Source organism: Haoranjiania flava (assembly GCF_025631005.1).
In the GTDB taxonomy this organism is placed as follows: domain Bacteria; phylum Bacteroidota; class Bacteroidia; order Chitinophagales; family Chitinophagaceae; genus Haoranjiania; species Haoranjiania flava.
This window is the reverse complement of sequence record NZ_JAOTPL010000003.1, coordinates 1-20,637: the sequence shown is the minus strand read 5'-3', so window position 1 is coordinate 20,637 and position 20,637 is coordinate 1. Positions and strand designations below refer to the sequence as shown.

Here is a 20,637-nt window from a genome sequence, read left to right as displayed (position 1 = left end):
AAAATTGTTTTTAATTGCTTGCAGCCTGTATAGCTGTGATGATTACTGTATTATAAATATCGGGGATGGTAGCGCCTCTGCTGAGGTCGTTTACGGGTTTCCTCAAGCCCTGCAATACCGGCCCGATTGCCAGCCCGCCCGACTCTCTTTGTACCGCTTTGTACGTATTGTTGCCCGTATTCAGGTCCGGGAATATCAGCACGTTGGCCTGCCCTGCCACCGGAGAATCCGGCATTTTACTTTTGCCCACGCTCGGGTCTACGGCCGCATCGTACTGGATGGGTCCTTCCACTAAAAGATCGGGGCGTTTTTCTTTTACAATGGCGGTAGCTGCACGTACTTTGTCTACATCTTCGCCGCTGCCGGAGGCGCCGGAAGAATAAGAAAGCAAGGCTACTTTAGGTTCTATACCGAAAGCTTTGGCAGAGTCTGCTGAAGATATAGCGATTTCTGCAAGCTGCTCTGCTGTTGGGTTTGGTACAATAGCGCAGTCGCCATAGACAAGCACCCTGTCGTCCAGCAGCATGAAGAATACGGAAGAAACGGTGTTTACGCCGGGCTTAGTTTTTACGAACTGCAAAGAGGGGCGTATAGTATGCGCGGTAGTGTGCATAGCGCCTGAAACCATACCGTCGGCGTCGCCTTTGTACACCATCATGGTGCCGAAGTAAGACACATCCAGCATCAGGTCTTTGGCCTGGGTCTCATCCATGCCCTTGGATTTTCTCAGTTCGTATAGTGTTTGAGCATACTCGTTGTATTTGTCGCTGTCGGCCGGGTTTACAATGCTTATTCTTGCTTCGTTCCAGGGAAGTTTCAGTTTCTTGATCTTATCTCTTATGTCTTCGGGATTGCCTAAGACTGTAAGTTTTACCATTTCGTCCTGTGCAAGCATGGAAGCGGCGGTAAGCACCCTGTTGTCGCCGCCTTCTGGAAGTACAATATGTTTCTGAGCTTTTTTGGCAGCAATAAACATCTGGTACTGGAACATTTTGGGAGTGATGGCATCGCTTTTGAAAGAAGCGATTTTTGTTTGCAGTTCTTCACCGTCAACATATTCATCAAACAGGTCAAGGTACATTTTTATCTTGACGGTGTTTTGAGGGTAAAGCTTAGGCTTTATAGCATCTACTTTGGTGATGGTTTCAAAGGTGCCTGTTTTTACAGTTAGTATAGGCACACTGTTTTCAAACCCATGCAGAATATCCAGGATAGATTTTTCGGGCAATAAACCGCCGGTTAAAACAAAGCCCGCTACATGCGGGTAAGTAGATGACATGTTTGCAAGCAGCGCACCTACGATAATATCGGAGCGGTCGCCGGGCAGGATCACTACGCAGTCTTCTTCCACGCGGGTAAGGAAATTGTGCAGTTGCATAGCACCGGCAACAGAATGCCTGGCGATCACTTCCAGCGAATTTCCTTCAATCAGGAAAGAGGCTTTGGTGGCTTCGGCAATTTCCCTGAGGGTAGGCTTTGCCAGTTCATTTTTCCGAGGAAAAACATTCACCAGCATATCGGGGGGAAGTTTTTCTGCAACCGCCTTCTTCACCTCTTCCACGTTTTTAGTGGTTTTATTGATGAAGTTGCCAATCACTTTAATTTCGTTTTCGCGTAAGGCAGCATTTTCTACTGCCACATGGTTGGCAAGGTCGTCCAGTGTATCGTGGTTGTCTCTGAACACCATGAGCACAGGTATGTTGAAACTTTTGGCCAGGTAGCCGTTGAGGCTTGCTTCAAAATGGGTTTTCTCTTCAAAATTGTCCATACCTTCAATCAATACGAAGTCGTATTTTTCTTCCAGCATTTTATAATGCCTTACGAAAGTATCGTAGAGTTCATTGGTTCTGCCTGTATTCTTGTACGCCAGTACTTCGTTGCGGGTAAATGAATAGGCATCTTCGTAATTCATATTGAGGTTGAAGTGGCTGATAATGGTTTCTATCTCATTATCTTTTTTGCTCTTCTCTTCAATAATGGGTTTGTAATAAGCAATGTTGGTGGTATTGCGCATAACCATTTGAATTACGCCAAAGCTGATAAGCGACTTGCCACTGTTTGCGTCAGGCGTATAAATGTAAACGGAATGGTTCATTTTCTTGATGAATTATTAGGCAGGTACAGAAGCGGTGCGTGGTGTACCGTGCACATTTTAAGAATAAATTATCCGGCGCAAAGGTAATTTTTTATAAGTTAAAATAAAATGATTTTTCGCATGAAACGCTCGTTTTTGCCTGGTAAAGACTGCCGAAGAGCGTCTATTTATACTGGCTTTTTATGCTTGATCAGGGGTATTTGCAAACCCAGGCAGACAGCGTTGTTACGGCCTGCCGAATACCTGTGTCCAATACCTGCCGGATTTGGCAGCGCCCATCTCTGTTACATGCCTGTTCATGATATTTTTTAAATGCGCGGGGCTGTTTACCCAGGTGGTCACTACTTCGCGTACGGTCTGCTGGCCCATTGCAATATTTTCGCCGTAAGCGCTCCAGTTGTAGCCGGCAGCTTTTATTCTTGCTCCCGGGTCTGAGCCGTTCCGGCCGGTATGGCTGAGTATGTTATTGCTGCTCATGTAGTTGCTGTGTGCTTTGGCAGCCGCTTCCAGCCTGGTGTTCCATCTCAGCGGCGGCACTGCCGGGTAACCTCTGTAACCCTTGGTCCTGTAGCTGTTTATAAGATTCAGCATTTCCCTTTGCAGGTTCACAGGTTGGGATGCTGAATTTGATGTATGTATAGGGGATGTTTTTTGCACCGGCGCGCAGGAAGCTGCAGATGCAATGATCAATACAATCAATATGTTTTTCATACGTTGGTATAAGGGGTTAATAAATGGAGTTCCCTAAGCATTGGATTGCAAAAAAAATGCCGGGCGCGCATGATAAAGTATGGTTATTGTTCTGGCAGGTTACCATTTTGGTACATTCAGGATTTATCATATTTTCAAGGCGGCTGTTATGGCTTGCAGTTGCTTGCCAGATCAAGCGCCTATGCTTTCTCTCTTTCACTTCGTGTAACTGTTTAACAGGGATATATTCTATTAAAAAAATCTGCCGGCTGATCTCAGAGCGGGGTGCTACAAGAGGATTTGTGCTTGCTCAAAAGTACATACATAGAATTACTTCATGCAGCTACAAATACAGCAGGATCGCAGCATGCCAGATTTTTATATATCTACTTTCATCTTACGGCAAACAAAATACGTGCTGCTTGAACTATACTGTTGAGATTTGGCAACAAAAGGATCAGGCGTTATTGTTTTCAAACTTTTTGACAATTTTTTCCAGTGTTTGCATATTCCTGCTGGTGAACATGGATTTCATGGTTTTGTTGCCAAGCACTTTGGAGAAAGCCGAACCAAGCGTATCTCCTTTATTTATTTGCCAGTAAAAATACCCGTTGCGGATGGCTGCCTTTTCGTTGTCATAAGGAATAGCCTTTTCAAAAGCTTCCATCAGTGTATGCTCTACGGCGGGAATGCCTATAAAAACATACAGGTGCATTTCTGTATTTTTGTTGAAAGGGCTGCTGTCGATAATCCGTTTACAATCTTCAGCCTGCAATATAAATAAATGTGCGTCATAGCCGAAAGCCTGGCTCATGGCGGCTTCCAGCAGCTTTTTAAGTTCCGGCTTTTTTCTGTCTGACAGGAACAGGATGTTCCCGGAAGCCAGCACAGATGTCACGTGTTGCATACCGGCTTCTTTAAAGACAGCGCACACATCCTGCATCTTCATGTTGGTACCCTTTACATTTACACCGCGTAAAAAAGCACAGTATTGCATAGGCTATTTATATTTTTTCATTTTATCGTCAATAAAGACTTCTTTGTTTTTGCTTCTCTGCAATTTGATGTATACCAGCAAATCGGCTGCTCCTGCATTGAAGGCAGCCTGCTGTGCAGCTTCCACGGTCTCCATTACTTCCGTATATGCTCCTTCTATTACGGTTTCGAATGGACATACCATATATTTCAGACCCGATTCGGCAATCACTTTTATAGCTTCGTCTACAGCGTGGTAGGCCTTTTCTTTTTCTAATCCTGAAGGCAAAATTTGCAGCGCAACGTTTACAAGGCTCATCGTATGAGATTTTATGTTAAAAATTTGAAATGTAAAGTTACACAATAAAGTTGCATGATTTTTTTGAGTATTTTTGTGTTGTGAAAAAATTTGTTGTATTTATAATGGCGATGGTATACGGCTTTTCCTCTATGGGAATGTCTGTGTCCCTGCATTATTGTTGCGGCAAGTTGAAAAACATTGAATGGGTTGCCACCAAAGAAAAATGCGGCATGGACCATAAAATGGGTTCTGAAAAATGCTGCGACAATAAAGCTTTTGAGCACGATGGCAACGAACCACATGATTTTGCGAAGGCGTCTCCGGAGCAGGTAAAATCAATGGCATCTTTTCTTTATTCCTTTGTTTCGGTTTTCTTTATGCCTGCTGCCTCATGTGCACAGGTATATGCTGATGCCCGGCCGCCGGACGGTTCACAAACTCCCCTGAATATACTTTATTGCACCTACAGAATTTGATCTAAAGGATAATTACAGCACGAAAATTATTCTTTTACTATCAAAATTTTGTATATGAACTTTATATACCGTACAACGTTGCTTGTACTTATACTATTTGCATCTGTTTATGCAGGGGATGCGCAAACCCTTACTGCATCATCATTTCAGGTTAGCGGCGCCTGTGGCATGTGTAAAGCCAGGATTGAAAAAGCTGCTAAGATCAGCGGCGTACAGTCTGCTGTGTGGGATATGGAAACACAACAATTACAACTATCTTACGATGCGGGGAAAACATCTGTGCAACAAATTCATCAGGCTGTTGCAGATGCCGGCCATGATACGGAGCTGAAAAAAGCAGCGGATGAAGTGTACAATGCTTTGCCCGCGTGCTGCCATTACCGGAATGCAGACAACCCGCACAAGCAGATTGCTGCATCAAACGGTTTATCGGAACAAGCGCTTATCTACGGCATTGTGGTTGCTGAGGACAACAAAGGCAATTTTACACCGCTTACCAATGCCGGCGTTCAATGGCTGGGGACTACACAGGGCACTTTAACAGACAGCCACGGAGTATTTAGTATTCCTGCAAACGACCAGACAAAAAAGCTGATTGTGAGTTTCTCGGGTATGCAGTCAGATACGCTGGATGTAACAGATATGAATCACATGCAGATAGTGCTCGCTTCCAACGGTGAGCTTAAACAGGTTACGGTAAGTTCATCGCGCAGGCTAAGCTCCTACATCAGTACCCACGATGCTTTCAGGCAGCAGCTGATGACGCCCAAAGAACTGCTGAAAGCTGCCTGCTGCAACCTGAGTGAAAGTTTTGAGACCAACCCGTCCATAGACGTTTCTTCTTCCGATGCGGTTACGGGCGCCAAGCAAATACAGATGCTGGGCCTATCCGGCATCTACACACAATTGACCAACGAAAACCTGCCCGGCCCGCGCGGCCTGGCAACAGCTACTGGCCTGGGTTTAATACCCGGCCCATGGATAGAGGGTATACAGATCATCAAAGGTACGGGATCGGTCGTGAATGGCTTTGAGAGCATTGCTGGACAGATAAACGTGGAACTCATTAAACCCAACTACAAAGAAAAATTGTATCTGAATGGTTATATAAATAGCATTGGAAAAACAGATCTGAACCTGAACCTTACCCAACGTGTGAATGATCAATGGTCCACAGCGCTGCTGCTGCACGATGATTTTCTTTTAAACAAGACAGACTACAACAAAGACGGCTTTAAAGACCTGCCTACAGGCAACCAGTTTAATGTGGTGAACCGATGGATGTACGACAACAGTAAAGGATGGACCGGACAGCTCGGTGTAAAATATTTACAGGAAAGAAAAAAAGGCGGTGAGCTTGATTTTACGGATACAGACCAACTTTCCACCAACCGTTACGGCATCGGCCTAAATACCGACCGCTATGAAGGCTTTGCCAAGCTGGGATATATTTTCCCTAACAAAAGATACCAGAGCATCGGTTTGCAGCTATCTGCTTTCCGGCACAGTCAGGATGCGTTTTTCGGAACCACTCCTTACAAAGGCAACCAGGACAATGTATATGCCAACCTGATCTATCAAAGCATTATCGGCAATACCAACCATAAGTTCAGGACCGGCGCCGGTATTGTATCTGACAGGTATAAAGAAACTTTTAAAACATCGGATTTCGGCAGAACGGAGACTGTACCGGGAGCTTTTTTTGAGTATACGTATACCATGAACGCAAAGTTTGATGTGGTGGCAGGCATACGTGCAGACCACAACAGTTTATACGGCTGGTTTACTACGCCGAGACTTAATCTGAGGTATGCACCGCTGCCCGGCACAACGTTCCGGCTAAGTGCAGGAAGAGGTCAGCGTACCGCCAATGTACTGGCCGAAAATATGAGCTTGATGGCCAGTGCAAGGAATTTTATCTTATCCGGAAATTCAGGAGGCAAAGCTTTTGGCTTAGACCCGGAAGTGGCTTGGAATAAGGGCATCAGCTTAGACCAGCAGTTGAAGCTGTTTTCCCGCAATGCCATGCTTAGCCTGGATTTTTTCAGGAATGATTTCAGCAACCAGGTAGTTGTTGATCTGGAAAATCCGCGTGAAGTACATTTTTATAATCTTGAAGGGAAGTCTTATTCCAATAGTTTCCAGGCAGAGCTGACTATGGCGCCTGCAAAGAATTTTGATGTGCGCCTTGCCTACAGGTATTTTGATGTAAAGGCAACGCAACAGGGCGCCTTGCTTGAAAAAGCTTTCACAGCTAAAAACAGGGCTTTTGCCAATCTTGCTTACCACGTTAACGGATGGGCATTTGATTACACCATAAATTATATCGGCAGGAAAAGAATACCATCCACACTTGCAAACCCGCAACAGTACCGCATGGAAGCCTATTCGCCGGATTATTTTATGATGCATGCGCAGGTGAGCAAAACTTTTGGAAAAAACAATAGCTTTGAATTGTACCTTGGTGCGGAAAATTTAGGTAACTTTATACAGGACAAATCAATCATAGCGCCCAATGAACCTTTCGGGCAATATTTTGACGCGTCAATGATCTGGGGGCCTGTTAATGAACGCATGTTTTACGGAGGCTTCAGGTACAAGATTTTCAATAAATAATTTGATAAAAAATGTAACAGCCATCTCCCCTAAGGCGAGGCAAACCGAAGATAATGATTTGGCGTATTTCTCCCCGGAACTATTGGGCAAAAAGAAAAATAAAGTACACATAGGAAACTTGGTGGCTTTCGGAAACAATTCAAAACATAAAAATATTTACTGATGAAAGAATTTAAATTTAAAACAAATATCAATTGCGACGGCTGTAAATCAGCCGTACAGCCATTCCTGGATGCTAAGGCCGGCATAGAACAATGGCATGTGGATACAGACAGCCCTGATAAGATACTCTCCGTACATACAACTCAGTTGTCTGCAGAAGAAATTATGTCTACTGTACAGGAAGCAGGCTACACAGCAGAAAAAGTTGATGAAGCATAGCTCCGGAAAATGAAAACGATCAGAACAATACTTACCAGAATAGGCAAACTGCTCAGCGGCATTTTTAAAAAAGAATGCTGCAGGTAGTTTGCTGAATTTAATTTAAAAGTTACATGGTGCATACGGTTGATTGGCCCGCGGCTATACAGCCTTTGATAAAAAAATACAAAGGCAACAAGTTTCCGCTGAATTACGGAAACCTGTACCAGCTTGTGGTAATGGTACTGCTTGCTGCCCAGGACAGTGATAAACACATCAATGAAGTGTCAGAGGAACTGTTTAAGCATTTTCCCGACATGACTGCTTTGTCAAAGGTGGAAGCCGAAGACCTGCACCCGTTTTTAAAGTCTGTGAGAAACTTTGCCAATAAATCCAAATGGCTTACCACGATGGCCAAAACGGTAAAAGCAGATAAGCACATTCCACAGGCGATGGAAGCGCTGGTTGCCCTGCCCGGCATTGGCAGGAAATCTGCGAATGTGATCCTGCGCGAGTCAAAGAAGCCTGCACAAGGCGTGATTGTAGACTTACACGTAATGCGCGTAGCGCCGCGCCTGGGTATAGCCACAGGCAAAACTCCTGATAAGGTGGAGAAAGAGCTGATGCAGCAACTGCCGCAAGAGCAATGGGATGCAGGCATGTGCATGTCTTTCCTGGGGCGCGAGATTTGCCGGCCTACCAATCCCAAATGTGAAATATGCATAATGAATAAAGTGTGCGCTTATTACCTGAACCTGAAAAAAGTTTCCTGATACAACAGGACAACACTGGCAATAAATATGAAGACAAGTATTTTAATAGCATTATTTGTATGTTGTATAAGCGCTGCTGCTCAGCAGCAGCCGTTTAGTTTTGCGCAGATTACCGACCTGCATGTAGGCGGCGCTACAGGCGCTGAAGACCTGAGGCGCACAGTAAAAGACATCAACCAGATCGATTCCATCAGCTTTGTGGTGGCAACCGGCGATATTACTGAGTTCGGGTCTGATAGTGAGCTGTTGCTGGCTAAGCAGATACTGGATTCATTGCAAAAGCCGTGGTACATTGTGCCAGGTAATCACGACAATAACTGGTCTGAAAGCGGCACGAACTCTTTTTTAAAGATTTTCGGTGCAGAGACTTTCGCCTTCAGCCATGGCGGCTATTATTTTTTAGGCAACAACTGCGGGCCCATGATGCGCATGAGCCCCGGCCAGGTGCCTTATGAGCACATCGTCTGGATGGATTCTGTGCTAAACACCATACCCGCCGGCGCTCCCATTATTTTTATCAACCATTATCCCCTGGACTCTTCGCTTAACAATTGGTACGAAGTAACCGACAGGCTGAAAAAGCACAACATTCAAATGGCTATGTGCGGGCACTTTCACCAGAACAGGGTAATGATCTGGGACGGCATTCCCGGGGTTGTAGGTCGCTCGGTACTACGTGCAAAAGATACCACTGGGGGCTATAATATTATTACCATAAAAAACGGCAAAGCTTTTTACAACACAAAAAAAACACTTGCCAACGAAACGGAGCATTGGGCAACCATTGAGCTGAAGAATTATTCTTTTAAAAACGATACAACTCAATACCCACGCCCCTCTTATGAGGTAAATAAAGCTTTTCCACAGGTAAAAGAGATATGGCGCCATCAGTTAAAATCAGATGTTGGCAGCGGCTTCGCTTTAAAAAACAACCTGATGATTACTCCCGATACAAAAGGAAATGTGTATGCATTTGACCTGGTAAAAAACCAATTGAAATGGACTTTTCAAACAGGCGGTAAAATTTATTCCACACCGGCCATTGCTGCAAACAGCGTAGTAGTAACTTCCACAGACGGTAATGTCTACAGCCTTAGTTTACAGACAGGTAAGCTATTGTGGAAATATACCACTCACTCCCCTATCGTGGCTTCGCCGGTTGTTGTTGGTAATGCTGTATATACCGGGTCTTCCAACGGGAAATTCAGGAGGATCAATTTGCACAACGGTAGACAAAACTGGGTGTATGACAGTGTAAAAGGTTTTGTAGCATCCAGGCCTGTGTATGATAAAGGCACGCTGTATTTTGGTTCCTGGGGCAATGAATTTTATGCGTTAAATGCAAATACCGGCCGTGAAGTATGGAAGTTTAAAGACGGCTATACCAACCGGATGTATTCGCCCGCATCCTGCGTGCCGGTAGTGTGTGGCGATAAAGTTTTCTTTGTGGCCCCGGACAGGAGCCTGTCGGTTTTAAATACTGCTACTGGCAAACTTTTACATAAAAAGAAATGGGAGAAAGATTGGGTGCGTGAATCCATGGGCATTTCAGCAGATAAGAAACTGGTATTTGCCAAAACCATGCAGGGCGACGTGATAGGCGTGCCTGCGGATGCTGACTCGCCGGAGTATGCCTGGAAAACCAATTACTCACTTGGCTACGAGCTAAACCCTGCGCCTGTTACAGAACATAACAACCTTATTTTTGCCTTGAGCGACAAAGGCATGGTGGCTGCTTACCAGCGAAAAACAGGCAACGTAGCATGGGTACATAAAGTATCCAATACGCTCGTTAATATGATACAGCCATTATCAAAAAACCGTTATGTGCTTACAACCATGGATGGAAAGATCATCATTCTGGAAGAAAAAAAATGAACAACGAGTTGTTAGTGTAAAAAAATTCTGCTATTTTTGTATTGTTGATATGTCTTAAATAGTACTTAGGATTTAAATTCGGATGAATTTACGAGAGGCTGATCTTACACAGGTCAGCCTTTTTGTGTATAATGATCAATGTACCTTTAGTTACGGCTATGATTTTTTAATAAAAATGTTGGGAAGCGGAAGTTTCATGCTTAAGAATATCATTGAATTGTAATAGCGGGTCACTACTTTCTTCTAATAGCTTTCCACTTTTTCGCTTTATCTTTATCTTTTTCTATGCCATTGCCGCCACGGTTGTACATCTCGATAAGGTTATCAATATAGCTTTCGTTTTTCTTTACCTTGTCATAATACTTTTCATAGTACATAGCTGCCTTGGCGTAGTTTTTTGTAATGCCCCCTTTCCCTGAAAAATAAATATTAGCGGTTTCTAATGTGCTACCTTTATGACCATTTTCAGCTGCTTTTTCATAATATTCCAGGGCTTTTTGTGGAATATCATTATCAGATAAGCTATACATTTCTCCTAATAAGCTATAATAGTTCGGATTAATAGCCCCGGCTTTTAAATACCATTCTTCTGCCTTAGCATAATTTTTCTTTTTTTCATACGCTCTACCAATATAATACATAGCTTCTATAGTTCGGTTTTCGGTAGCAGCTTTTAACCAATATTCCATAGCTATTTGTTCATTTTTGGCTGTTCCCAGACCATAAAAATTCAGTGCACCAGATCTTACCATAGCGTCCCAATGTCCTTTTATAGCGGCTTTTTTATAATAAGGAAATGCTTTGTCATATTCTTCTTTATCTTCATAGACTTTTCCGGTCTTGTGCAAACCAGCTGCACTCCCTAAATCTCTTGCCTGCCGGTAATATTCCATTGCTTTTGTAAGGTTGTTATCTTCATTTTCTGCAAACAAGCCTATTACATACACACCATGGGGGTGCTCCATTTTCGCTGCCTTTTCAAACCATTTCCGGGTATTGTTCCTGTCAATGTTGGCGAGCTCTACTGCTGCTTCGGCATTGCCATTGTCCGTTGCTTTTTGGTACCATTCCTTGGCTTTTGCGGTGTCTTTTTTCTGTTGTGCATATAGAAGGCCCAAATTGCGCATTGCCCAGCTATTGCCTTTTTGTGCTAATTTTTGGTATAATGGCGTAGCAATATCGTAGTTTTTAGCATCATGTGCTGTTTTAGCTTTTAGGAACTCAGCACTTTGGCGTTCGTCAAACTTTAGAGCTTTCAATGTTTTTTCTATGCCGTACACTACTTTGTATTTTTCCATAGGTATGTCGTCGCTGTTTAGTTTGTTGAAGTGCGCCATATATTTAGTTACTTCTTCGTAAAGCGGCTGCATCGTTGGTGCGCCAAAATTTCCCATATCGGTCAAGGCATACAAACATTCTATTTTAAGATACGATACATTTGGCGTCCATTGGCCTAATTCTTTTTCGGGTTGGTTTAGATGCTTTAGGGCAGTTTCGTAGTTTTCTTCTGTATAAGCTTTTTCGGCTTCTTCAAATTCTAAACGGGCTTTTATATCGTTTTGCGCTTGGGCAAATGTAAAAGCGAATAGTAATACTAAAAGTGTGTATAGTTTTTTCATGTGTATATAATTTATTTGTTTTTCAGTTGTCACATGGAATAACCATTTTTTTAGATTCCATATTCATTCCCGGTTGGTATAGATTCTTAATCTTTATGGTTATTTCATGTGTATTTATTTATTTTTTCTTTATGGTCACATGGAATAGCCTTTATTCATTCGCGATTGGTATGCAATTTTGCTTATGGCTATTTCATGATGTTGTTTTTTTACATAGAGGGCTTCTCCACTTTTATCGCATACAAGGCTACTTACTCCAAAAATCAACTTCTTTTTTTGTTTCCTTTTTAGCTTCTGTTTTTTTATTGTTTGTTGGCGTGCCCCAAAAATCGGTTTCGGTACTTTTGGAGTTAGCTGGCTTTTTATTTCCGGTTTTAGTTCCCCAAAAATCAACATCAGATGAGTTGTTTGCGGTATTTGCGGTTTGCTCTTTTACTTTTACTTCAACCTCATTCACGGTAAATTTGGCATTGGGCGCTACATCCATCAACGAACTTCGGTAGTTTTCGGCTTCAGCCTGATCTGTAAAATACCCTATTAATACAGGATTGCCGATACAGGCGATTTCAAATGTGCGCTTTACGTTAGAGGTATATGGATAAGTACCATCGCTGTACCGGTATACCGGGATAACATTGCTAATGCTCATGGGTATATTTTGGTTTTTGTTCCAATCGGCTTTTTTGCTGCTATAAGCAAATACATACAACACCGGGGCTGTAATTTTGTGCGCGCTTAAAGGCATTCCGCCTTCGGTAAACATTTTACCAATTTCGGTACGTATTGCGGTTAAAGCCTTTAATTGTGCCTCTTTAATTTTTGCCTCTTCCGCCGCCCGCTGCCTTTTTAGTTCTTCCCGCGCATCTTTTTCAGCTTTATTAGCGCCGATGGCAGCTGCAATACCTCCAATTGCGCCCAATGCTCCTGAATAGTCGTATCCGTTAGCGCCCCTCCCTACAATATTAGCATAAGCCTGGGCCCCCTGTGTAGAGGCAGCTTGCATCTGGCTGCCCATTGCCGATATCTGGAGTAATTTCTGCCGGTAAGCAGCATTCAGCTCTTCAATATTTGAAAAACCACTGCCCAAACTGCTGGCATCCCGCAACCCTTCTTTGGCCATTGACATGGCATAAAAACTGGTACTCACATTATCCCAATTTTGTTTAAATGCTGCATCACGTTGCTGGCGTTCTATTTCCTTCAGCTCCATTTGCTTATATATTTTGTTTGCCGCATGCCTGTCGTAAGCTGCCTTGTCTGCCTTATGTGCTACGCCATTTTCCTTACGGTAATAATTCCCTTTATCGTCTTTAAAATAATCGCCTTCCTGAATATCGTCCAAACCACCTTTAAACTGTGTGGATGTGCTGATATTATCATCCTGCTTAGTATTTGCTGTAGTTTTATTAGTAGAAGAAGAACCCGTCGTGTTGCCGGGAGTGGGATCTGGCTGCAACTTATCATTAGCGCTTTTGTTTAATCTGGCCTGATGATCTTTATTACTACCTCCTCCGGTAATAACAATCGTAGAGGATTCTTTCTTTTTATCAATCTGTGCCATATCAGCTTGAAATGATTTTCTCAATGACTCTAAATTTTTAATATATCCATCAAAATTATGCTGATCACGAAACCTGGGCGACACCTGATACCCTGCCGATTGCTTTCTGATCTCGGCAATCTTATAATCAATAATTTTTATCTGCTCCTGAAGGTGTTGTTTATTGTTTCTATCAACCTCCTTTCCTATCTTATTGATGGCTTCATATAGTGTATTGTAATAGGTCATATAACTATTGTAATTCGTAGCAGGATAACCATCAATCAATACTTGTGCATGCTGCAATTTAAATCCGGTCGGCAACGGATGGTCTTTTCTTATAAAGCGCTGGCCCGTCAATCCTTTTAAGGTAACTTGTGTGCCTTTATAATCAAATGATACCACATGTTCAGGCAAAGCTTTGGTGAACGCCCAGTCAAAGCCGCCTTCGGAACCTTCATACCTTATAACTACCCCTATCAATTCATTCCGATATACTTCGTTTGGAAGCTGGGCATGGGTGTGGTTTGAAATAAACAAGCATATCATCCCGAAAATGCTTGCTAAAAATTTAGCATACGCATTCATGATTTTAAGTTTTGGTTTGGCGCCAAAATTATTTGAGAAAAATATATCAGACAATCACCAGCAATGGGTATTTTTTGATAGAAAAAGGATTATATTTGATAAAAACCCGATATAAGTTAAGGACTTGTTTATTTCAGCAGCCATGAAATAACCATAAAGATTAGGAATCTATACCAACCGTGAATGAGTATGAATCTAAAAAGCTGGTTATTCCATGTGGCAAACAGAAAAAATTAATTATACACACATGAAATAGCAATAAGCAAAGTTGCATACCAACCGCGAATGAATAAAGGCTATTCCATGTGACAACTGAAAAGCAATTAAAATATACACATGAAAGATTACAATGATATAGAACAAAAGCTTTTCCAGATAGAGAGAAATCTGTGCAAAAACGCGTTTGAAATACCTGACATTTCAGAGGTCATCCCGGCATCTATTATGGTTCACAGTCTCGCAAAAGGCGTTCCACAGCAAATTGTTTACATGAACACATGGGGTTGCCATAATCTTGGTGTAAATTTGGAAGAGCTTAATGTGCTGCGTGAGCAATATTATGAAAGGTTTTTTTTACAGGAAGATTTGGAAGATATTTACCCCAAAGTCATTAACTACTGCAATGAAGGCGATTACTCCAGACAGCTCAATTTTTTTCAGCGGGTAAAGCTGTATAAGGCAGATAAACACGAGTGGTTCTATACGGTTTGTAAATTGTTGGAACAAAAAAATGCCGGTGAGCAGAAACTAATTATGCTTTCTTCGCCGGTGGGCGGTGTTGGGGCATTAATGGAGAAGGTGAAGAAAGTTCTGGACGAAAACCAATACATCTCACATAACTACAGAAAATTTGCATCGCTTACTAAACGCGAAAAGGAAATCCTTGGTCTCATTAGTGCCGGAAAGTCTTCTTTAGATATTGCCGACCTGCTTTTTATTTCAAAAGAAACCGTATCTACACACCGCAAAAACATCATCAGAAAATTAGGTTCTAAATCTTTTGCGGATCTTTTGCGCTTTGCATTGGCATTTGATATGGTGGATTCTCATGAATATGAATGACCAACTTAATTTAAACACTGCATATCAATCCCGGTACAAATATTTAGCGCCGGTATTGAGCTTCTTTTTCTTTGTCCTGAAATAAACAGGCTATCTTCCTGTCACGGATTGATAATTTTCACCAACTCATCATGCACCAGCCCGTTGGATGCTATAAGCCCGTGCTGGTAGATGTCAAATGTACCGCCCTGCAGGTTGGTACATTTGCCGCCTGCTTCTGTGAGTATTAAAATGCCTGCCGCAGTATCCCAGGGTTGTAATAAATGCTCGTAAAAAGCTTCGAACCTGCCTGCTGCCGTCCAGCACAAGTCCAGCGCTGCGCTCCCCAGCCTTCTCACTGCAAAGCCTCTCCTGATCAGTCTTTCAAACACCTGCAAAGGGCCATTTTGCTGGTCAAGGTATTGGTACGGAAAGCCGGTGACAAAGCAACTTTTCTCAATCTCCGCCTTTTTGCTCACGCTGATGCGCCGGTCGTTCAGAAATGCGCCTTTATCTTTTTCTGCAAAGAAAAATTCATTTGCCAGCGGATTGTAAACGGCGCCTAAAATTATTTCGCCATGGTACTCCAAGCCTACAGACACGGCGCAGATGGGTATGCCCTGTGAAAAGTTGACAGTGCCGTCTATAGGATCTATGATCCATTTGTAATCGGAGTGCGAGGGGATGGCGCCTGTTTCTTCACTTAAGATAAAATGATCGGGAAATTGGTTTTTTATGGTATTAATAATTGCTTTTTCGGCAGCCTGGTCGGCTTCTGTAACCGGGTTGTTCACCCCGTCTTTGTTATAGATCTTAAATTCTTTATCAAAGAAATAGTGCAATTGCTCTGCGCCCTTCTTAACGGCTTCCAGTAATGTCTGCTTAAGCATGAAGTGTCTTTTTAAATTTCAGTAAATACAATTGCACTACCAGCGCAATCATCAGGAACATGGCTACAAGCTGATGCATTTCGGCAATGGTTTCAAACCAGCCCCACTTGTTTGCATGCACCCGTACACTGCTTAGCACAGTGAGTATGCCCAATGCAATCTGTACTATTACCAGCATTAACGGCACATGGCGCCATTTGCGGTACATAGCAGATGTGTTGCTGATTTTTAAGGACAGCACGGAGTACAGCAATACCGCCAGGGCAAGCAGGTAGGCCAGCCCGCGATGCACAAAATGAACGGTTATCACATTCTCCAGCATGGGATGCCCGCTGGCAGATTGCAACATGTTGCCTGGGATCCACTGGCCATTGATCGTTGGCCAGGTAGCAGCAGCGGGCGCAGCCTTGTGCCCTGCCATCAATGCTCCGTAGGTTAGTTGCACAAATAATAATGCCAGGATAAAGACCACCAGCCATTTGAGCGAACTGCTTGCCAATTGCTGGTTTTTATTTACCAGTAATTTCAGTGCAAACCACAGCACATAGCAGCACAATACCATCGCAAACACAAAGTGCAGCGCCAGCCTCGTAGGGCGCACGTACACAGCATCTCCGCTAAGCCCGCTAACCACCATGATCCAGCCCACAGCTCCCTGGAGCGCACCCAGGATAAACATAATGGTAAAAGGCAGCAGCATCTCCCGGGTAAAATATTTTTTTATCCAGAAATAAATAAACGGAATGATGAATACCACGCCTATCAACCTTGCCCACAGCCGGTGAAACCATTCCCAGAAAAAAATGAATTTAAAATCATTGAGCGTGAAGTCTGCATTGAGCAGGCGGTATTGTGGTGTTTCCCGGTATTTATCAAATTGTTCAATCCATTGAGCCCGGTTAAGCGGCGGAAGTGTGCCGGTAACTACGTTCCATTCCGTAATAGACAGGCCGGAGCCTGACAGCCTGGTAATGCCGCCGATGAGGGTCTGAATAATGATCATGGCTACACCCAATAGCAGCCAGTAGCCGATAATTTTTGTTTTTTTATGTTGTGAAATGCCTGCCGTCATTATGTTTTTGCTTCTTCTAAAAATTCTGACAAAGATAGTCTTTTGGTTTTTTAATGAGTTAAGTATATTTGCTGCTGATGCTGCTGAATTATTTCCATAAAGATCTTACAGAAGCCGGTTGCGATGAAGCAGGCAGAGGATGTTACGCAGGTCCGGTATTTGCCGCGGCTGTTATAATGCCCAAAAGTTTTTTCCATCCCTTACTTAACGACAGCAAACAGGTAAAGGAATGCGACAGGACTATTTTGCGCGCGATCATAGAGCAGGAGGCTATAGCCTATGCGGTAGCACAGGTAGATTGTGAAGAGATAGACACCATCAACATTTTAAAAGCATCTTTTAAAGCAATGCACCTGGCAATAGCACAGCTAAAGCCAAAACCCGATATGCTGCTGATAGACGGCAACCGCTTTGTGTCCTATAAAAAAATTCCGCATCAGTGCATTATTAAAGGTGATGGCAAGTATACTTCCATAGCTGCTGCCAGCATCCTGGCAAAAACTTACAGGGATGAATACATGCAAAAACTTTCTGTAGATTTCCCGGATTACGGCTGGAATACAAACAAGGGGTACGGCACACCGCAACACCGGGATGCAATTGCACGGCTGGGGCTTACGCCTTTTCACCGCAGGAGTTTTAATATTATGCCGGTACAGCCTGAACTTTTTGAAGTAGAATATGCATATGAAGATAAGACGTGCTGAAAAAAAAGACTGCCAGCGAATGATGGAGCTGGTACTCGAACTTGCAACCTTTGAAAGAGCCCCGCAGGAAGTTACCGTATCTCAACAACATTTTGAAGACAGTGGTTTTGGAGAAAACCCCGTCTGGTGGGCATTTGTAGCTGAAGACAACGAAAAGATCGTTGCGCTCGCGCTATATTACATCCGCTATTCTACCTGGAAAGGCCAACGTATGTACCTGGAAGATATTATTGTTACCGAAGCATACAGGGGCCAGGGCATTGGAAAAATATTATTTGAAAGACTGGTGCAGGAAGCAAAAGAAAAAAATTTCTCAGGCATGATGTGGCAGGCGCTGGAATGGAATGCGCCGGCATTTGATTTCTATAAAAAATTCGGCGCCCGGTTTGACCATGAATGGGTGAACTGCAGCATTGATTTTTAATATTTCCCTACATCTTTTCCCGTTATCTTTGCAAACTAACCGGCACATTTGCGCTAATGAAGATAATAGACTGGTACATAATAAAAAAGTTCATCGTTACTTTTTTCTTCTGCATATTCCTGTTTACAGTAATCGCTGTGGTAGTGGATATTACAGAGAAGACCGATAATTTTTTAAAAAGCGGCTGGAGCACTTATAAAATTTTCACGGATTATTACCTGGCTTTTATTCCGCATATTATAGCCCTGCTTTTCCCGTTGTTTGTGTTTATTGCAGTAATATTTTTTACTTCAAAAATGGCTAACCGTAGCGAGATCATTGCCATTCTTGCAAGCGGCACAAGTTTTAACCGCATCCTCCTGCCTTATTTTATTACCAGCATCTTTCTGAGTGTGGGCCTTTTTTTTGCAAGTTCATACTACGTGCCTAAAGCTGAGGTAAAGCGCACTTATTTTGAGGATGCGTATGTGAATGCTAATTCAGGCTACATGCAGATTACCAGGCAGAACCCCAGCATGTATTACCGAGTGGACTCATTTTCGTATGCAGGCATCAGGAGCTATGATACGGCAAGCAAGCGCGGCGGCCCGGTATATTTATATAAAATAAAAGATGGCAAGCTTGTGTACAATATGCGCGCCACCAATATTGTGTGGGATACAGCAGGCGCTGCCAAACAGAAGATGGGAGGCAAATGGAAGTTTGAAAACGCATTTGAAAGAAAGGTAGACAGCCTGAAAGAAACCATCACCATTGATTCTAAGAAAGAATTTAATTTCAACTTCACGCCCGCAGACCTCAAGAATGATATGTTTGCCAAAGATAAAATGACGTCTCCCGAACTGAGACGCCACATAGCCATAGAACAGCAACGTGGCGGCGAGAATATAAATACTTACCTGATAGAATTGTACAGGCGCGTAGCTACACCGTTTTCCGTGATTATTCTTACGCTGATAGGCTGCATCATTGCTGCACGTAAGATCAGGGGCGGCAGCGGCATGCACATCGCTATCGGTTTTATATTAGCAGCAGCTTACATTTTGATGGACAGGTTTTCTACTATTTTCTCTACAAAAGGAAACCTGCCGCCGATGATTGCGGCATGGATACCCAACATCATCTTTGTTTTTGTGGCCATCTATCTTTACAAGAAAGCCCCGAAATAGCCAGTATGCTTTTTACCCGGAGAATTTTACCTACATTTTTTATATTTTATAAACAGCGGCATAAGGTTAATTCATCTAACTTTAATAACCATTAAAACACGCAGAGATGAGAAATATTTTTCTGTTGATACTATCAACGTTTTTGCTGGTTGCATGTATTAAGAAGGATAATGTACAGAACTCCGGCACCCTTACAGGTACAGAATGGCAATCCATACATATGGATCAGCCTGTGAGGTTGATATTCAATACAAGCCACACTGCCATTATGAGGTCTCCTTCGGGGTTTAGCAATGTTTCTTACTCTTATGATGCATCGACCGGTATGGGCATGCTATCCGGCGAGAAAGTAAATAATGCCAGGTTTGAGGTGAGTGGAGATAACTTAAAAATATATATGGACCACGTGCCACAGGTATACACCAGGTTGAAGTAAATGCATCAGGTAATATATAAAAAGAAATCTATGCGAATAGTCAGGTACCAGGTTGCTGCAGTAGCAGCATTGTTTCTATTGAATGTGGCACAAGCCCAAAAATACCGCGCCGTTATCTACACGGATCAGGGTAATATTACGCTGGAGCTGTTTGATAAAACACCGCTGCACCGTGACAACTTTATAAAGCTGGCCAGGCAACGTTTTTACGACGGCCTGCTGTTTCACCGGGTAATACCAGAGTTTATGATACAGGGCGGCGACCCTGATTCCAAAACTGCCAAACCAGGCCAGCTATTGGGCGATGGCGACCTGGGTTACAGGCTGCCTGCAGAATTTGTGCCGGAGTATTTTCACAAGCGCGGCGCGCTGGCGCAGGCAAGAGACGACAACCCTGCCAAAGAATCCTCTGCCAGCCAGTTTTATATTGTGGTGGGTAAAAAGTTTGATGAGGAAGGTTATAGGAAGCTCAAAGAAAAACGCAATGTGATTGTGCCGGAAGACAGAAAGGAAACCTACAGTACCATTGGCGGCGCCCCTCACCTTGATGGCAACTATACGGTGTACGGGCAGGTATTAAAAGGCATGGAGATAGCTGACTCCATTGTTGCAGCCCCACGCGATAAAAACGACCGCCCGCTCAAAGACCAGCGCATAAAGACCATTAAAATCAGGAAAAGATTTCTGGGGTTGTGGTTGTGAGGCGGGGGTTATTCTGATTAACCCAAATATCTATATTTGGTATTGTACTCCATTTTCCGAAGCTCTTTCAATTAACAACTCCAGCCCGTGTTCGTCATAGTTAGGATTGTATGTAATGTAATCAATCAGTTTCAAGTCGAAAGGTTTCCCATCAGCAAGGTTTTTGTTTGCATTTTGCACGAACTCCGTATACTTTAAACAGACATTTTCCACCTACCGGTCACAGGCGGAGATTTAGCACAAAAGTTCAATTGGGTATGAAATTGAATTTGGTATAAAATGTTC

Annotated in this window: 19 protein-coding genes; 11 read left to right on the top strand and 8 right to left on the bottom strand. The window is 43.1% G+C overall.

Annotated features, from left to right (window positions below; genetic code table 11):
* Positions 1–10 precede the first annotated feature (10 nt).
* From pta to OD355_RS03000, 4 genes are all read right to left on the bottom strand, one after another.
* The gene (pta, locus tag OD355_RS03015) at positions 11–2,095 is read right to left on the bottom strand and encodes a phosphate acetyltransferase (RefSeq protein ID WP_263036970.1); all 2,085 of its coding nucleotides are present in this window, start codon (positions 2,093–2,095) and stop codon (positions 11–13) included.
* 225 nt (positions 2,096–2,320) lie between these two features.
* Positions 2,321–2,806 (bottom strand): CAP domain-containing protein, encoded by a 486-nt coding sequence (locus OD355_RS03010; protein ID WP_263036969.1) that lies wholly within the window; start codon positions 2,804–2,806, stop codon positions 2,321–2,323.
* Positions 2,807–3,242: 436 nt separating this feature from the next.
* Positions 3,243–3,782 carry a DUF1697 domain-containing protein gene (locus OD355_RS03005; protein WP_263036968.1) on the bottom strand — a complete coding sequence of 180 codons (540 nt, stop codon included), beginning with the start codon at positions 3,780–3,782 and terminating at the stop codon, positions 3,243–3,245.
* A gap of 3 nt (positions 3,783–3,785) precedes the next feature.
* Positions 3,786–4,079, bottom strand: coding sequence for a thiamine-binding protein (locus OD355_RS03000; protein ID WP_263036967.1), 294 nt, complete (start codon positions 4,077–4,079; stop codon positions 3,786–3,788).
* Between the two features lie 80 nt (positions 4,080–4,159).
* Between OD355_RS03000 and OD355_RS02995 the strand changes: the two genes are divergently transcribed.
* The 5 genes from OD355_RS02995 to OD355_RS02975 all read left to right on the top strand — a co-directional run bounded on the left by OD355_RS02995 (position 4,160) and on the right by OD355_RS02975 (position 10,164).
* A complete protein-coding gene (locus OD355_RS02995; RefSeq protein ID WP_263036966.1) occupies positions 4,160–4,537 on the top strand; it encodes an HYC_CC_PP family protein in 378 nt (125 codons plus the stop codon).
* A gap of 54 nt (positions 4,538–4,591) precedes the next feature.
* Positions 4,592–7,153, top strand: coding sequence for a TonB-dependent receptor domain-containing protein (locus OD355_RS02990; RefSeq protein ID WP_263036965.1), 2,562 nt, complete (start codon positions 4,592–4,594; stop codon positions 7,151–7,153).
* Between the two features lie 162 nt (positions 7,154–7,315).
* Entirely contained in the window at positions 7,316–7,534 is a 219-nt protein-coding gene (locus OD355_RS02985; protein ID WP_263036964.1) for a heavy-metal-associated domain-containing protein, read from the top strand.
* A 113-nt stretch (positions 7,535–7,647) separates the two neighbouring features.
* A complete protein-coding gene (locus tag OD355_RS02980; RefSeq protein WP_263036963.1) occupies positions 7,648–8,286 on the top strand; it encodes an endonuclease III domain-containing protein in 639 nt (212 codons plus the stop codon).
* Between the two features lie 27 nt (positions 8,287–8,313).
* The gene (locus tag OD355_RS02975; protein WP_263036962.1) at positions 8,314–10,164 is read left to right on the top strand and encodes an outer membrane protein assembly factor BamB family protein; all 1,851 of its coding nucleotides are present in this window, start codon (positions 8,314–8,316) and stop codon (positions 10,162–10,164) included.
* 233 nt (positions 10,165–10,397) lie between these two features.
* On the opposite strand, the gene OD355_RS02970 is transcribed toward OD355_RS02975, so the two are convergent.
* Together OD355_RS02970 and OD355_RS02965 are read right to left on the bottom strand one after the other, a co-directional pair.
* Positions 10,398–11,783, bottom strand: a complete 1,386-nt coding sequence (locus OD355_RS02970) for a tetratricopeptide repeat protein (protein WP_263036961.1) — start codon at positions 11,781–11,783, stop codon at positions 10,398–10,400.
* Positions 11,784–12,030: 247 nt separating this feature from the next.
* Positions 12,031–13,965: a hypothetical protein gene (locus OD355_RS02965; RefSeq protein ID WP_263036960.1), complete on the bottom strand. Its 1,935-nt coding sequence runs from the start codon at positions 13,963–13,965 to the stop codon at positions 12,031–12,033.
* Between the two features lie 282 nt (positions 13,966–14,247).
* Between OD355_RS02965 and OD355_RS02960 the strand changes: the two genes are divergently transcribed.
* Positions 14,248–14,973, top strand: a complete 726-nt coding sequence (locus tag OD355_RS02960; RefSeq protein ID WP_263036959.1) for a helix-turn-helix domain-containing protein — start codon at positions 14,248–14,250, stop codon at positions 14,971–14,973.
* A 101-nt stretch (positions 14,974–15,074) separates the two neighbouring features.
* Here OD355_RS02960 and OD355_RS02955 read toward each other — a convergent pair whose 3' ends face one another.
* Together OD355_RS02955 and OD355_RS02950 are read right to left on the bottom strand one after the other, a co-directional pair.
* A complete protein-coding gene (locus tag OD355_RS02955) occupies positions 15,075–15,842 on the bottom strand; it encodes an inositol monophosphatase family protein (RefSeq protein WP_263036958.1) in 768 nt (255 codons plus the stop codon).
* Positions 15,835–16,914 carry a COX15/CtaA family protein gene (locus tag OD355_RS02950; RefSeq protein WP_263036957.1) on the bottom strand — a complete coding sequence of 360 codons (1,080 nt, stop codon included), beginning with the start codon at positions 16,912–16,914 and terminating at the stop codon, positions 15,835–15,837. Before OD355_RS02950 ends, OD355_RS02955 begins: the two co-directional genes overlap by 8 nt.
* Before the next feature lie 77 nt (positions 16,915–16,991).
* Here OD355_RS02950 and OD355_RS02945 point away from each other — a divergent pair, with 77 nt between their 5' ends.
* The 5 genes from OD355_RS02945 (at position 16,992) to OD355_RS02925 (ending at position 20,352) form a co-directional block, all read left to right on the top strand.
* Positions 16,992–17,621, top strand: coding sequence for a ribonuclease HII (locus tag OD355_RS02945; protein WP_263036956.1), 630 nt, complete (start codon positions 16,992–16,994; stop codon positions 17,619–17,621).
* Positions 17,602–18,045, top strand: a complete 444-nt coding sequence (locus OD355_RS02940) for a GNAT family N-acetyltransferase (protein ID WP_263036955.1) — start codon at positions 17,602–17,604, stop codon at positions 18,043–18,045. The genes OD355_RS02945 and OD355_RS02940 overlap by 20 nt, the downstream gene beginning before the upstream one ends.
* A 56-nt stretch (positions 18,046–18,101) precedes the next feature.
* Positions 18,102–19,214: an LptF/LptG family permease gene (locus OD355_RS02935; RefSeq protein WP_263036954.1), complete on the top strand. Its 1,113-nt coding sequence runs from the start codon at positions 18,102–18,104 to the stop codon at positions 19,212–19,214.
* A gap of 106 nt (positions 19,215–19,320) precedes the next feature.
* The gene (locus OD355_RS02930; RefSeq protein ID WP_263036953.1) at positions 19,321–19,650 is read left to right on the top strand and encodes a hypothetical protein; all 330 of its coding nucleotides are present in this window, start codon (positions 19,321–19,323) and stop codon (positions 19,648–19,650) included.
* Positions 19,651–19,680: 30 nt separating this feature from the next.
* Positions 19,681–20,352 carry a peptidylprolyl isomerase gene (locus OD355_RS02925; RefSeq protein ID WP_263036952.1) on the top strand — a complete coding sequence of 224 codons (672 nt, stop codon included), beginning with the start codon at positions 19,681–19,683 and terminating at the stop codon, positions 20,350–20,352.
* The last annotated feature ends 285 nt before the right edge of the window (positions 20,353–20,637 follow it).